Genomic DNA, 12,665 nt, shown 5'->3' on the forward strand with positions numbered 1-12,665 from the left:
TTCTTTTCATTATCACTTCTAATCAATGGTTGCATACGGAGGGAATTAAAGATTGAAAATTCAAAAGAGTGGTGTAGAAATGAGCTTAAATATATCTAGTTTAGAGAATATGAAATTAAAAGAACTATATGAACATGCAAAGGAATATAAAGTATCTTACTATAGCAAGCTTTCGAAAAAGGAATTGATTTTTGCAATTCTTAAAGCAAGAGCGGAACAAGAAGGGTACTTCTTCATGGAAGGCGTATTGGAGATTATACAGTCGGAAGGCTTCGGCTTTTTAAGACCGATTAATTATTCTCCAAGTTCAGAAGATATTTACATTTCAGCGTCACAAATCCGTCGTTTTGATTTAAGAAATGGTGACAAAGTTTCTGGAAAAGTACGACCTCCTAAAGAGAATGAACGTTACTTCGGGTTGCTGCAAGTGGAAGCAGTCAATGGAGATGACCCAGATTCTTCAAAAGAGCGTGTCCACTTCCCTGGTTTGACACCTTTATACCCTAATCGCCAAATGAATTTAGAAACGACATCAAGACATATTTCCACAAGAATCATGGACTTAATTGCTCCAGTGGGATTTGGACAGCGTGGATTGATTGTAGCTCCCCCAAAGGCAGGGAAAACAATGCTACTAAAAGAAATTGCCAATAGCGTAACGACAAATCATCCAGAAGCTGAACTAATTGTACTTTTAATAGACGAGCGTCCTGAGGAAGTGACGGATATCGAGCGTTCGGTAGCGGGGGATGTAGTAAGTTCTACATTTGATGAAGTGCCAGAAAATCATATTAAAGTAGCTGAGCTCGTTCTAGAGCGTGCAATGCGTCTTGTCGAGCACAAGCGAGATGTTGTCATTTTAATGGACAGTATTACTCGTTTAGCACGTGCTTATAACTTAGTTATTCCTCCAAGTGGAAGAACGTTATCTGGAGGGATTGATCCTGCTGCTTTTCATCGTCCAAAGCGCTTTTTTGGTGCAGCCAGAAATATTGAAGAGGGCGGAAGCTTAACGATTTTAGCAACTGCTTTAGTTGATACAGGTTCTCGTATGGATGATGTGATTTATGAAGAGTTTAAAGGGACAGGAAATATGGAACTACACTTAGATCGATCATTAGCTGAGCGTCGAATTTTCCCTGCAATTGACATTCGTCGATCTGGAACGCGAAAAGAAGAGTTGCTTGTTAAGAAAGATCGCTTAGATATGCTTTGGGCTATTCGAAAATCGATGACGGATACTCCAGATTTCGTCGAAAAGTTTATGAGAAAAATGAAACAAACGAAATCAAATGAAGATTTTTTTGCTCAATTATCTGAGGAAATGAAAGCAAAGCGTAATCAAAGCGGATCGTAAATCATCGCTTGCAAAAAATGAATCAAGTTGTTATAATAACGTCAGTGTGTTTTTTCAATACGGTTCAACCGTATATATAACTCTGTTTCGAGAGATTCAGGGCATAAAGGAGATGAAAAGAATGAAATCAGGAATTCATCCTAACTATTCAAAAGCATTGGTGAAATGTGCATGTGGAAACGAGTTTGAAACAGGTTCTGTACAACAAGAAATCCGTGTTGAAACTTGCTCTGAGTGCCACCCATTCTATACAGGACGTCAAAAATTCGCTGAAGCTGGCGGACGTGTTGATCGTTTCAACAAAAAATACGGCCTTAAAAAGTAATCATTTGTATAAACATCAAAAACAGGCAAGTGCTTTTCTTGCCTGTTTTTTTCTTTCATAATATAGACTTATAAACGTACTTAATGATGTGATTGTGTACAAGTGTGGTGGAAAGGAGTGGTGTATTCGTGTATGTAATGAAGCACCATGGTTGGATAGAAGTTATTTGCGGAAGCATGTTTTCTGGAAAATCCGAGGAACTAATTAGAAGAGTAAAAAGAGCGGAATTCGCAAAGCAAACTATTGAGGTATTTAAGCCGCAAATTGATAATCGTTATAAAAGTGATGCAGTCGTCTCGCATGATGGTTCTTCTTTTATCGCAAGACCTATCTCGCATTCAACAGAAATCTTTAAATTCATCTCTACTGATACTGATGTCGTCGCCATTGATGAAGCACAGTTTTTTGACGATGAAATCTTTGATGTAGTTCAGCACTTGGCGAATAGTGGTTATCGTGTCGTTGTAGCGGGTCTTGACCAAGATTTCAGAGGGGTGCCATTTGGAAAAATGCCAGAGATCATGGCAATTGCAGAATTGGTTACAAAATTACAAGCTGTATGTGCAGTATGTGGTTCTCCAGCTAGTCGAACGCAGCGATTAATAAATGGGGAACCAGCTTCTTATGATGATCCGGTTATTTTAGTCGGTGCATCTGAAGCTTATGAAGCGCGTTGTCGTCATCATCATGTCGTTCGTTCTGCTCCAGAAGTGGTACAGAACGCCACTATAAAAAATCAATAAGTTACGTGAAGGGTTCGGAAGTCTATTTCTGAACTCTTTTTTGTGTTTTAAATACGTTTCTATACATAAAGTATTGTATAAAACGAAGTTGTGGACATCCTATTGTATAGGAGGTGAGCAGATGAAAAAGTTGTTCATTGTATTCCTGTTCATTATATTCCTAGCTAGTTGTCAGGCGAATGGCACTCAGATTGAAAGTAGAGAGCAGAATAATCAGTACGGAGATGGAGTAGGCTCACTCTTGCAATACCGTGATGAAAAGGTAAATGATTATCGAAAACGAACGACGGTTGAGCGCAATCCGAGTTTCATTAGTCTTAATGACAGTAGTGATGTTACTAACGATAACGACTATGTCACAAATGCTCGCGCAGTCATCAAACAAGCTGGGTACGAACCAGGATCTGTATGGGTAAATGGTCGTCAATTATGGGTAACGGCATATACTGAGGATATAAAAACAGAAGAACACAAGCTTTACTTGCAAGCAAGATTGCATGAGCTGCTCGTAAAGGCATTCCCAACTCTAGAAGTTGAAGTAAAGATGGAAGAGAAATAAGCATGTAGACAAAGTCTAAAGCCGACTTTGTCTACATGTATTTCATGACATTATTAATTATCAGATAAAAGCTCAGATTGTCTTGAAAACGTTTGTCAACAGTCTGAGTGGGATCGTTAACGATCCGCTTCAGTCATCCTGGGTGTGCGAATGGCCTTTGTAGAAATATAGCTATGTAGCATCATGCCTACAATGACGAGTGCCATTCCTGATAGGGCTATAGGAGAAGGTAATGGACTGGAAAGTAGCAGCATTTCTCCAATGAGTGCAAAGAGCACCTCCATTGACTGAGTTGCTTCCACAGCACCAAGCTTTTGCATGTCATGCTTCACTAGATTAGTGGCAGCAAAAAATAATACAGTTGCAAACACACCAGAAAACAGGGCGACAAAGGCTGACTGGATGATTTGACTGTTTTTTGGCAAGCCTACAGTCGATAAGGCAATAGCGCTAAAAATGAACCAGAGCGGAAGACTGGCAATCGTCATCCCCAATACACGTTGATACGCATCAAGGCGATCTTCAACAATAGCCATCATCTTCCGATTGCCAAGTGGATAGGCAAATGATGCAATGATTATTGGCACAACACATAGTAATGTGTCCTTTAAAGAAATTCCTGTTGCGTGGTCCCATTGCATGATGGCAACACCCAATAAGATGATCATGCTCATCAGTAACCCTCGAAGTGGAACCTGCCCTTTAATCTTTAATTTCTCTCCATTTTTAGATGTGTACGTTTCATAGAAAAGTGGAGCGAGCAATGAACCTGAAATGATTGTTATTTGCCAGGTACTAGCAATAAGCCAGCCTGGACCATATGCAGCGGCAAAGCAGAGCGGCGCATAGAATAGCCCGAACCCTACAAAACTCCACAAAATCCACTCAAGTGGTTTCTTCTTCATTTCGAGCCATAATTGCTTCGTGTTTTTCCTCCAAAGTACGATGATGAATAAAAGTGGAATCATAAAGAAATAGCGTAGAGAGGCACTCCAAAGCCAGCTACCACCATCTAACTCCATTGAATGATTGAATACAAACGTAAATGCAAAAAAGAATGCAGATAAAACACCTAGTAGAATGGCTCTCATCTTGAAAATCCTCACTTTGTTAAAAGGTCATATGCTCAATATTATACAAGTTAGAAGCTGATATCAATAAATTGTTTTAATAATCAGAATTTTATACGTAGCAGATCGTGCTCTATTCATTTTGACTACCTTTCATTGCTATACTATAATTAGACTGTTATGGGTGAAAATTAGAAATTGTAATTGTCTATATAGATGTAAGACCGCTTTTATGAAAAAATGAGGTGAGTAATTATGTTTGATCGTCTACAAGCAGTTGAAGATCGTTATGAAAGATTAAATGAGTTATTGAGTGACCCTGAAATTGTTAATGATCCAAAAAAATTACGTGAGTTTTCAAAGGAACAATCGGATATCCAAGAAACAGTCGATGCATACCGTGAATACAAAGTGGTGAAAGAACAGCACCAAGATGCAAAAGCGATGCTGGAAGAAAAATTAGATAATGACATGCGTGAAATGGTGAAAGAGGAGCTGGCAGAATTAGATGATCGAGTAGAAGAATTGCAAGCTCGTCTAAAAATCTTGCTCATCCCTAAAGATCCTAATGATGATAAAAACGTAATTTTGGAGATACGTGGTGCAGCCGGTGGTGATGAAGCCGCATTATTTGCGGGAGACTTATATCGAATGTATAGTCGTTTTGCTGAGGTGCAAAATTGGAAGATTGATGTCATTGAAGCAAGCACGACAGGAGTCGGTGGCTACAAAGAGATTATTTTTATGATCAATGGTAATGGCGCTTATTCAAAGCTAAAATTTGAAAATGGCGCCCATCGGGTTCAACGTGTGCCAGAGACGGAATCTGGTGGTCGTATTCATACGTCTACTGCTACGGTTGCGGTATTACCTGAAGCGGAAGAGGTTGAAATCCAAATCAATGATAAAGACATACGTGTCGATACATTTGCTTCGAGTGGACCGGGGGGACAAAGTGTTAACACGACGATGTCCGCTGTGCGTTTAACGCATTTACCAACAGGTGTTGTTGTTTCTTGCCAAGATGAAAAATCACAAATTAAAAACAAAGAAAAGGCGATGAAGGTTTTACGTGCTCGAGTTTATGATAAATTCCAGCAGGAAGCACGTGCTGAATATGATCAACAACGTAAGTCTGCTGTAGGGACTGGAGATCGTTCAGAGCGAATTAGAACGTATAACTTTCCTCAGAACCGCGTGACTGACCACCGTATCGGATTAACAATTCAAAAGCTTGATCAAATCCTTCAAGGAAAGCTTGATGAAGTCATTGATGCATTAATCTTAGAAGAACAATCTGCAAAACTTGAAAGTGCTTCAAATGAGTAAGCAACCGATCACTGTATTTGAGGCCCTTAAATGGGCTTCTTCTCGTTTAAAGGAAGCGAATCGAGATGAAAACGCGGGGGAATTATTGCTTAGACATTTTACGAAAATGAGCCGAGCCCAACTGTTTGCTTCATTACATGATCCGTTAACTGTTGATGTTTCAACATCATTTGAGGAAGCAGTAGAAGAACATGTAAATGGTGTGCCGATTCAATATATGATGGGATATGAAGAGTTTTATGGTCGGAAATTTCTAGTAAACGAACATACGTTAATTCCACGACCTGAAACGGAAGAGCTCGTATTTGAGACAATTAAACGAATAGAGCAACTGTTTCCAGATGAAAAGCAACTTTCAGTAGTTGATATCGGAACTGGGAGTGGTGCCATTGCAGTCACAATGAAGTGTGAAATTCCAAATCTTACCGTTACGGCAACGGATATTAATGGTGATACATTGAAAGCAGCAGTAAAAAATGCTAATGAGCATGGAGTGGGAGAAATCCGTTTTATGAATGGAGATTTACTGAGTCCATTTGTCGATGCTGGTGAGAGATTTGATATCATTCTTTCAAACCCACCTTATATTCCATTGAAAGATCAAGAATGGATGTCTGATGTCGTTTTAGAACACGAACCACATCGTGCTTTATTTGCAGGGGAAGATGGATTGGATCTCTACCGCAAGATGATGAATGAGCTACCACATGTTGTCAATGAAAAGTGTTTAATTGGATTTGAAGTTGGTGTTAACCAAGGTGAAGAAGTTGCCGAGCTATTACGCACAACTTTTCCGCAAGCAAAAGTTGAAGTAGTTTTTGATCTAAATAAAAAGGATCGAATGGTATTTGCTGAACTGAGTTGTTGATTAGATAGAGTACTGCCTAAGCGCAGTACTCTTTTTTTGAGGGAGGGGATATCGGAGCATAGTTGTTGATATAGGCTTGAAAGTTGTTGAAATGCCTTCATAGTTGTTAATGTAAGAACAAAAGTTGTTGAAATACCCTCATAGTTGTTGAAATACCCTCATAGTTGTTGAAATACCCTCGTAGTTGTTGATATAGATATGAAAGTTGTTGAAATGCCTTCATAGTTGTTAATGTAAGAACAAAAGTTGTTAATGGTTAATTTCCTAGAAAACCGAAAAAGTTATCGGAAACATCCTAAGTTTGTTGGAAAACTCCTAAAAGTTTCCGGAAACGTCTCAAGGTTATCGGAAAACCCCAAAACTTCTCGGAAACATCACAAGGTTCTGAAAATCGTAAAATCCCCCTAACATCCAAAAGAATAAATATAATTTTATAAATTGCTAGTTTAAGAAGCCGCGATATTGTCCACAATGGGGATATCGAAAGGGCGGTGTCACACAATGAAGATAAAACAGTTTTCTGCGGCATTATATATTATTCTACTTTCTATTTCTACAATTATTAGTTACTATGCACCACAAATTGAAGCAACTGCGGATGAGCCACTTGTCATTCCAAGTGAAGCGATTCGTTTACGTATATTAGCAAATAGTGACGGGAGCAAAGATCAAGAGATTAAAAGAGAAGTTCGTGATGCGGTAAATGAGCAAATTACTGAATGGGTGTCTAAATTAACTTCTTTAGATGAAGCGCGCTCGCTTTTAAAAGAGAATTTGGGTGAGCTTCAACAAATTGCAGAAGAAGTCGTTCGAAGTCACCAGTCAACGGATGACGTAAATCTTGATTTTTCAAGGGTCAGTTTCCCGACAAAGCTTTATGGTCAGTTTTTATATCCGGCTGGTGAGTATGAGGCGATTTTGATTACGATTGGAGAGGGAAGTGGAGCGAATTGGTGGTGTGTCTTATTTCCTCCATTATGTTTTTTAGACTTTTCCAATGGAGTTGCAGTGAGTGAAGGGTTTGAGGAAGAGGCTGAAAACAATGAGGAAGAACCATTGGAAGAGCCTGTTTATACAGGAGAGGATGAGGAGCCGGTAAAGGTGAAGTTTTTCTTATTCGAGCTTTTTGATCGTATCTTCGGATGATTTAGTAGAGTGAAACCTATTAGTTGTTCTATTCTAGTATTTCCTTTCATATAAATGAACCATATTATGTTGGAAGGTGAGGAATAGAAATGGCAATTGATATTGTAAGAAAAGCACAAGAGCAAGATATACAAAAGGTCGTTTCGTTTTTGCTAGAGGCGAATTTGGGGATAGAAGGTGTAGAAGAATATGTGGATTACTTTTTAATTGGGGAGAATACGGATGGTGAAATGATCGCTACAATCGGAATTGAACCGAATGGCAACTATGGAATACTGCGATCATTAGCAATCCGTACAGAGGCAGGAGAGCAGGATGTTTTGCATTTAATGAATCAAATTCTTTTATTAGCTAAGGAAAAGCAGATCGATTCGTTGTATTTAGCTTCTAACAAACAAGCGACAATGCCTTTTTTCTCTTTACTAGGATTTAAGAGCGTGAAGAAAGAGGAGTTGCCACAGTCGTTAGAGCATTCGTTTCATTGGCAATCTGTATTTAATGTGGATAATTGCTATTTCTTGAAAATCTCGCTTAATAATGTGGATAAGTAAGTAAAGTTATTCACATAATTACGGTAATTATGCACAAATTGTGGATAAGGGCTTGAGTAATCAACCATCTTCTTTTATACTTTCAAAAGTATGTGATTAAAAATGAAGAAAACATAAGTGATACAATAATTACAATGATTGATTTTTGAAGGTGAAAAGATATGGAAACAATTCGATGGTCCGTGGATAAAAATGTGGATAATATAGTTGGTTATCCACAAATTACACAGGCAGCAGAAAAACTATTAAATAATGAACTAGTTGCTTTTCCAACTGAAACTGTATATGGCTTAGGCGGAAATGCAAGAGCGGATGAAGCGGTGGCAAAAATCTTTGCTGCTAAAGGAAGACCGAGCGATAATCCTTTAATTGTCCACATTGCAGATCAAGCACAATTACATGAATTCGTAGAGCGTGTTCCAGAATCGGCCATAAAATTAATGGATGCTTTTTGGCCAGGACCATTAACAATTATCTTTGATAAGAAGGAAAATTGTTTATCGACGAAGGTGTCACCTGGGTTGTCTACTGTGTCAGTTCGCATACCGGATCACCCAGTTGCATTAGCTTTATTAAGGGCTTCAGGCTTGCCGGTTGCAGCTCCAAGTGCTAATCGATCTGGACGTCCAAGCCCGACAACTGCTCAACATGTATTAGATGATTTGCAGGGCAGAATCTCAGGTGTTGTCGACAGTGGGCCAACAGGTGTTGGAGTCGAATCTACAGTCATTGACTGTACGGTAGAAATTCCGACGATTTTACGCCCAGGAGGAATTACGAAAGAACAAATTATTGAAGTGATTGGTGATGTGGCTATGGACCCAGCGTTAAAAAGTGAACTTCATGCCCCGAAATCTCCAGGAATGAAGTACAAGCATTACGCTCCAATTGCCCCTTGTATCCTAGTAGATGGAACAGTTGAACAAATTCAACAGTTGATCGATGAGCGACAAAGTGAAGGATTAAAAGTAGGTGTACTAGCCACCAATGAAACAAAGGATGCTTACAAAGCGAATGCGGTTTTAGCATGTGGATCTCGAGGTAATTTATCGAGTGTGGCAGAATCTTTGTACGATTGTTTACGTCAATTCGATGCCTTACAGGTAGATATTATATATAGTGAAATGTTTCCTACAGAAGGAGTAGGAGATGCGATTATGAATCGGCTAATGAAAGCAGCTAATCATCAGGTCATCTCATATAAATAATAACTAAAAAGGTATATCGCCTTCTAAATCGCTGTGGACTTGCATATGTTGGAATAGCAAGTCCAAGGGGGCGGGGGTATTTGCCAGAGTTATTAGGAGAGTTGATTACAATTACATTAATGGCGGTTGCTTTGGGGATGGACGCCTTCTCTATTGGGTTAGGGATGGGAATGTTTAGGCTAAGGCTGCGCCAAGTTTTTAAGATTGGCATAACAGTTGGACTATTTCATGTGATTATGCCGTTGATTGGAATGGTAGCAGGTCGGTTTTTATCCGAACAGCTTGGTAGTGTGGCTACATATGTGGGCGGGGGATTGCTCTTAATTTTAGGGCTGCAAATGCTCATTTCCGGCTTTCGCAAAGAGGCGGGCAGCTTAATTTCACCTGTAGGTTTTGGGTTGATCTTGTTTGCCGTTAGCGTAAGTTTAGATAGCTTTTCTGTCGGTCTTTCCTTAGGGATTTTTGGAGCACGCTCAGCAGTCGTTTTAACTATCTTTGGAATAGTGGCTACGATGCTCACATGGGTTGGTTTATTAATAGGAAGAAGGTTTCAAGGGGTGCTTGGTTCTTATAGCGAGTCTCTAGGAGGAAGTATTCTGTTACTCTTTGGCTTAAAACTATTATTTTTCTAACAGACTAGTAAGGTCTAACTTACATAAATAGACTTTTAACAAAAAATAGACCGATGTATAAGGAATTGACGAAGCTCAGTTCCTTTTTTATTTTTATTAAGATATTTACAATGTATAATTCTTCCTTTAACTGTTTTCTAGAAGAGAACGAATTTTAATGTTCACTCTACAGGCGACACTGGTTCTTTAGTCTAGCACACAAGGCGTAGTAATTCTTAATGGAGGCTTATAAGGGTGAGACTATCGATAGTGCCACATAGGTTTCGCTAATTATTTCTTCCATTAATTGACGCTCGCCTTTTCGCGTTTTTTATAAAGGTATTCAAAATATGTACGATATAGGAAGTAATACGTACGTGGTTCTCTCTTCATTATTCGACATTTTTTCTTTTTATAACTATGGAAACTAGGAGTTTTGGCTTATAATGTAAAAGAAGGGGGCTACGAAATGATTAGGGTTTTATTTGTTTGTACAGGTAATACGTGTAGAAGTCCAATGGCTGAAGCTCTATTAAAAGCTAAATCGCTTCAAGATGTCGAGGTTGCATCAGCCGGTGTTTTTGCTACGGATGGTGCGGATGCATCACAGCATTCTAAATCGGTATTAAAAGATGCAAATATCGATATCCAACATCAGTCTAAGCGACTTACGAAAGAGTTAGTGGACTGGGCAACACATATTATTACAATGACATCTAGTCATAAGTATGCTGTCATTCAGCAGTTTGTTGAGGCGAGCTCAAAAACATCAACATTAAGAGAGTGGATTGGAGAAACGTCTAAGGGGGATGTAGCAGATCCTTTTGGTGGCTCAATTGATGATTACAGACAGACGTTTCATGAGCTGAATAAGGATATAGACACGCTTGTACGAAAGTTAGGAAAGTAACAAGGGATCAAGTCAGCCATACGATGAAGGCTTCTTTGATAAGGACGAGTGCTGACCAATTTGAAAAAGCAAGACTTAGAAAAAAGACGCCATTCAGGGGGAAGCACATGAAACAGAGAAAAACATTTAAATTCGGATTGAGGAAAAAACTCGTATTATTTATTGTGATTTTAGCAACGATTACATATACAACGACAGCGTTTTTCCTTTATGCGCTCTATCCATTGATTGAAGAGATGTTACCGTTTGAACAGATGGAATTTACAATTATCACCTTATGTTTAGGGGCAGCTTGGTCAGGGATTCTCGCCTTTTTTGCTGCAGGTTTTATTATCAAGCCTTTGCAAATGCTTGAACAATCAGCACTGCGTGCAGCCGAAGGGGATATCGATACAGATGTAGAAATATCAAAATCCGATGATGAAATTCGATCATTAGGGATTGCATTTTCATATATGCTCAATAATCTAAAGGATATGGTCACGCAAATTAATGAGAACTTTGAAGAAACGAATAAAAAGGTAGTAGCTATATCAAAAGAATCAAGTGTAGCTGCAGAGCAGGCTGAAGCGATTTCAAGAACGATTTCTGAAATCTCATTAGGGGCAGACAATTCTGCAGCATCGATTCAAGTAACGGCTGAATCGGTAGAGGATGTAATCGTCATTGCGCGTGAGGTTCAAGAAAAAGCGAATAAATCTGAGCAAGTTTCAAATGAATTAGTAGAAGATTTAAGTGATTCGCAAAAAGTCATTCATTCTCTTATCCAAGGCATCGAAAAATTATCGCATGACTCAGAGAATTCTCTACATACAGTTAAACGCCTCGAGGATCACGCAACAAAAGTTGAACAAATCATTCAGCTTGTTGGGGACATTGCAGCGCAAACGAACCTTCTAGCTTTAAATGCTTCGATTGAAGCGGCAAGAGCTGGTGAGCATGGAAAAGGTTTTGCTGTGGTAGCAGAGGAAGTACGAAAGTTAGCGGATGAGAGTGGCAAAGCCGTTCAAGGTATCTCAGAGCTTATTCAAAACATCCAAAGTGAAGTGAAAAGTGTAGTCGAGCAAATTTCAACTCAAGTAGAATCTGCGAAGGTCGAAATGAACAAAGGCTCTGAAACAAATCAAGTGATGGTTGAAATGGCAAAGACAGTAAATGAAATGGCTTCTTCTGTCGCAGCAATTACTGTATTGGTGGAGCAACAAATGCAAAGTGTCCAGCAAACATCAGCACAATCAGAGGAAGTTGCAGCAATTGCAGAAGAGACATCAGCAGGGGCTGAGGAAGTCGCAGCGGCAACAGAGCAACAAACGGCAGTGATAGAAAATGTGGAGCTGCTTGCTGGGGAATTAAAGGTTCAAGCAGAAAAGTTAAAAGGAACGATTACAAAATTCCATATTTCATAAGTAAATCTAGGTTTGGACAGGCTATGTCCGAACCTTTTTTTCTGATACTCTTTCCAGAAACAGTACTTCCTTTATTATTTTTAATGAATATGTCAAAATAAGTGCAGACGAATCTTAGGAGGAAGAGAATATGAGAGTAGCTATTGCATCAGACCATGGTGGTATGAATATTCGTGAAGAGATTAAATCGTTAATGAAAGAAATGAATATTGAGTTTGAAGACTTTGGGTGCGAGTGCCAGACATCTGTTGATTATCCGGATTATGCATTGCCAGTTGCTCAGAAAGTAGCAAATGGTGAATTTGATAAAGGAATTTTAATATGTGGAACTGGAATTGGCATGAGCATTGCTGCAAATAAAGTGAAAGGCATTCGCTGTGCACTTGTTCACGATACATTTAGTGCTAAAGCAACACGTGAACATAATGACAGCAATATGCTAGCGATGGGTGAAAGAGTCATCGGTCCAGGATTGGCGAGAGATATTGCGAAAATTTGGTTAATGACTGAATTTGAAGGTGGACGCCATGAAAACCGTGTTGCCAAAATCAAAAATTATGAAAACAACTAAGGAGAGAGATC

The 12,665-nt window shown here is 39.1% G+C and carries 14 protein-coding genes; 13 read left to right on the forward strand and 1 reads right to left on the reverse strand.

Translation table 11 applies throughout. The features are described 5' to 3' along the window. Window positions 1-79: 79 nt before the first annotated feature. The 4 genes from rho to AC6F34_RS07880 all read left to right on the forward strand — a co-directional run bounded on the left by rho (window position 80) and on the right by AC6F34_RS07880 (window position 2,984). The gene (rho, locus tag AC6F34_RS07865; RefSeq protein WP_500770975.1) at window positions 80-1,357 is read left to right on the forward strand and encodes a transcription termination factor Rho; all 1,278 of its coding nucleotides are present in this window, start codon (window positions 80-82) and stop codon (window positions 1,355-1,357) included. Between the two features lie 121 nt (window positions 1,358-1,478). Beyond that, window positions 1,479-1,682: a 50S ribosomal protein L31 gene (rpmE, locus tag AC6F34_RS07870; protein WP_500770753.1), complete on the forward strand. Its 204-nt coding sequence runs from the start codon at window positions 1,479-1,481 to the stop codon at window positions 1,680-1,682. A 128-nt stretch (window positions 1,683-1,810) separates the two neighbouring features. Further along, window positions 1,811-2,425 carry a thymidine kinase gene (locus tag AC6F34_RS07875; protein ID WP_500770755.1) on the forward strand — a complete coding sequence of 205 codons (615 nt, stop codon included), beginning with the start codon at window positions 1,811-1,813 and terminating at the stop codon, window positions 2,423-2,425. Between the two features lie 121 nt (window positions 2,426-2,546). After that, complete coding sequence (locus AC6F34_RS07880) at window positions 2,547-2,984, forward strand: hypothetical protein (RefSeq protein WP_500770757.1); 438 nt, start codon at window positions 2,547-2,549, stop codon at window positions 2,982-2,984. Window positions 2,985-3,100: 116 nt separating this feature from the next. On the opposite strand, the gene AC6F34_RS07885 is transcribed toward AC6F34_RS07880, so the two are convergent. Further along, a complete protein-coding gene (locus AC6F34_RS07885; protein ID WP_500770759.1) occupies window positions 3,101-4,075 on the reverse strand; it encodes a DMT family transporter in 975 nt (324 codons plus the stop codon). 234 nt (window positions 4,076-4,309) lie between these two features. Here AC6F34_RS07885 and prfA point away from each other — a divergent pair, with 234 nt between their 5' ends. From prfA to rpiB, 9 genes are all read left to right on the forward strand, one after another. Then, complete coding sequence (gene prfA, locus AC6F34_RS07890; RefSeq protein WP_500770761.1) at window positions 4,310-5,383, forward strand: peptide chain release factor 1; 1,074 nt, start codon at window positions 4,310-4,312, stop codon at window positions 5,381-5,383. 7 nt (window positions 5,384-5,390) lie between these two features. After that, the gene (gene prmC / locus AC6F34_RS07895; RefSeq protein ID WP_500770977.1) at window positions 5,391-6,251 is read left to right on the forward strand and encodes a peptide chain release factor N(5)-glutamine methyltransferase; all 861 of its coding nucleotides are present in this window, start codon (window positions 5,391-5,393) and stop codon (window positions 6,249-6,251) included. 501 nt (window positions 6,252-6,752) lie between these two features. Further along, window positions 6,753-7,397: a stage II sporulation protein R gene (gene spoIIR / locus AC6F34_RS07900; protein WP_500770763.1), complete on the forward strand. Its 645-nt coding sequence runs from the start codon at window positions 6,753-6,755 to the stop codon at window positions 7,395-7,397. 89 nt (window positions 7,398-7,486) lie between these two features. Further along, window positions 7,487-7,948: a GNAT family N-acetyltransferase gene (locus AC6F34_RS07905; RefSeq protein ID WP_500770765.1), complete on the forward strand. Its 462-nt coding sequence runs from the start codon at window positions 7,487-7,489 to the stop codon at window positions 7,946-7,948. A 161-nt stretch (window positions 7,949-8,109) separates the two neighbouring features. Next, complete coding sequence (locus tag AC6F34_RS07910; RefSeq protein WP_500770767.1) at window positions 8,110-9,156, forward strand: L-threonylcarbamoyladenylate synthase; 1,047 nt, start codon at window positions 8,110-8,112, stop codon at window positions 9,154-9,156. A gap of 119 nt (window positions 9,157-9,275) precedes the next feature. Next, window positions 9,276-9,788, forward strand: a complete 513-nt coding sequence (locus AC6F34_RS07915) for a manganese efflux pump MntP (RefSeq protein WP_500770979.1) — start codon at window positions 9,276-9,278, stop codon at window positions 9,786-9,788. A gap of 448 nt (window positions 9,789-10,236) precedes the next feature. After that, entirely contained in the window at window positions 10,237-10,677 is a 441-nt protein-coding gene (locus AC6F34_RS07920) for a low molecular weight protein arginine phosphatase (protein WP_500770769.1), read from the forward strand. Window positions 10,678-10,784: 107 nt separating this feature from the next. Next, window positions 10,785-12,083 (forward strand): methyl-accepting chemotaxis protein, encoded by a 1,299-nt coding sequence (locus tag AC6F34_RS07925; protein WP_500770771.1) that lies wholly within the window; start codon window positions 10,785-10,787, stop codon window positions 12,081-12,083. A gap of 130 nt (window positions 12,084-12,213) precedes the next feature. Then, window positions 12,214-12,654, forward strand: a complete 441-nt coding sequence (rpiB, locus tag AC6F34_RS07930; protein WP_500770773.1) for a ribose 5-phosphate isomerase B — start codon at window positions 12,214-12,216, stop codon at window positions 12,652-12,654. The last annotated feature ends 11 nt before the right edge of the window (window positions 12,655-12,665 follow it).

It is taken from the genome of Niallia sp. CD-39 (assembly GCF_059874745.1).

Excerpts from the sequence above, each read along its gene's own strand:
- rho (WP_500770975.1), top strand. The coding sequence starts at position 80 with ATGAGCTTAAATATATCTAGTTTAGAGAATATGAAATTAAAAGAACTA.
- rpmE (WP_500770753.1), top strand. The coding sequence starts at position 1,479 with ATGAAATCAGGAATTCATCCTAACTATTCAAAAGCATTGGTGAAATGT.
- AC6F34_RS07880 (WP_500770757.1), top strand. The coding sequence starts at position 2,547 with ATGAAAAAGTTGTTCATTGTATTCCTGTTCATTATATTCCTAGCTAGT.
- AC6F34_RS07885 (WP_500770759.1), bottom strand. The coding sequence starts at position 4,075 with ATGAGAGCCATTCTACTAGGTGTTTTATCTGCATTCTTTTTTGCATTT.
- prfA (WP_500770761.1), top strand. The coding sequence starts at position 4,310 with ATGTTTGATCGTCTACAAGCAGTTGAAGATCGTTATGAAAGATTAAAT.
- spoIIR (WP_500770763.1), top strand. The coding sequence starts at position 6,753 with ATGAAGATAAAACAGTTTTCTGCGGCATTATATATTATTCTACTTTCT.
- AC6F34_RS07905 (WP_500770765.1), top strand. The coding sequence starts at position 7,487 with ATGGCAATTGATATTGTAAGAAAAGCACAAGAGCAAGATATACAAAAG.
- AC6F34_RS07910 (WP_500770767.1), top strand. The coding sequence starts at position 8,110 with ATGGAAACAATTCGATGGTCCGTGGATAAAAATGTGGATAATATAGTT.
- AC6F34_RS07915 (WP_500770979.1), top strand. The coding sequence starts at position 9,276 with ATGGCGGTTGCTTTGGGGATGGACGCCTTCTCTATTGGGTTAGGGATG.
- AC6F34_RS07920 (WP_500770769.1), top strand. The coding sequence starts at position 10,237 with ATGATTAGGGTTTTATTTGTTTGTACAGGTAATACGTGTAGAAGTCCA.
- AC6F34_RS07925 (WP_500770771.1), top strand. The coding sequence starts at position 10,785 with ATGAAACAGAGAAAAACATTTAAATTCGGATTGAGGAAAAAACTCGTA.
- rpiB (WP_500770773.1), top strand. The coding sequence starts at position 12,214 with ATGAGAGTAGCTATTGCATCAGACCATGGTGGTATGAATATTCGTGAA.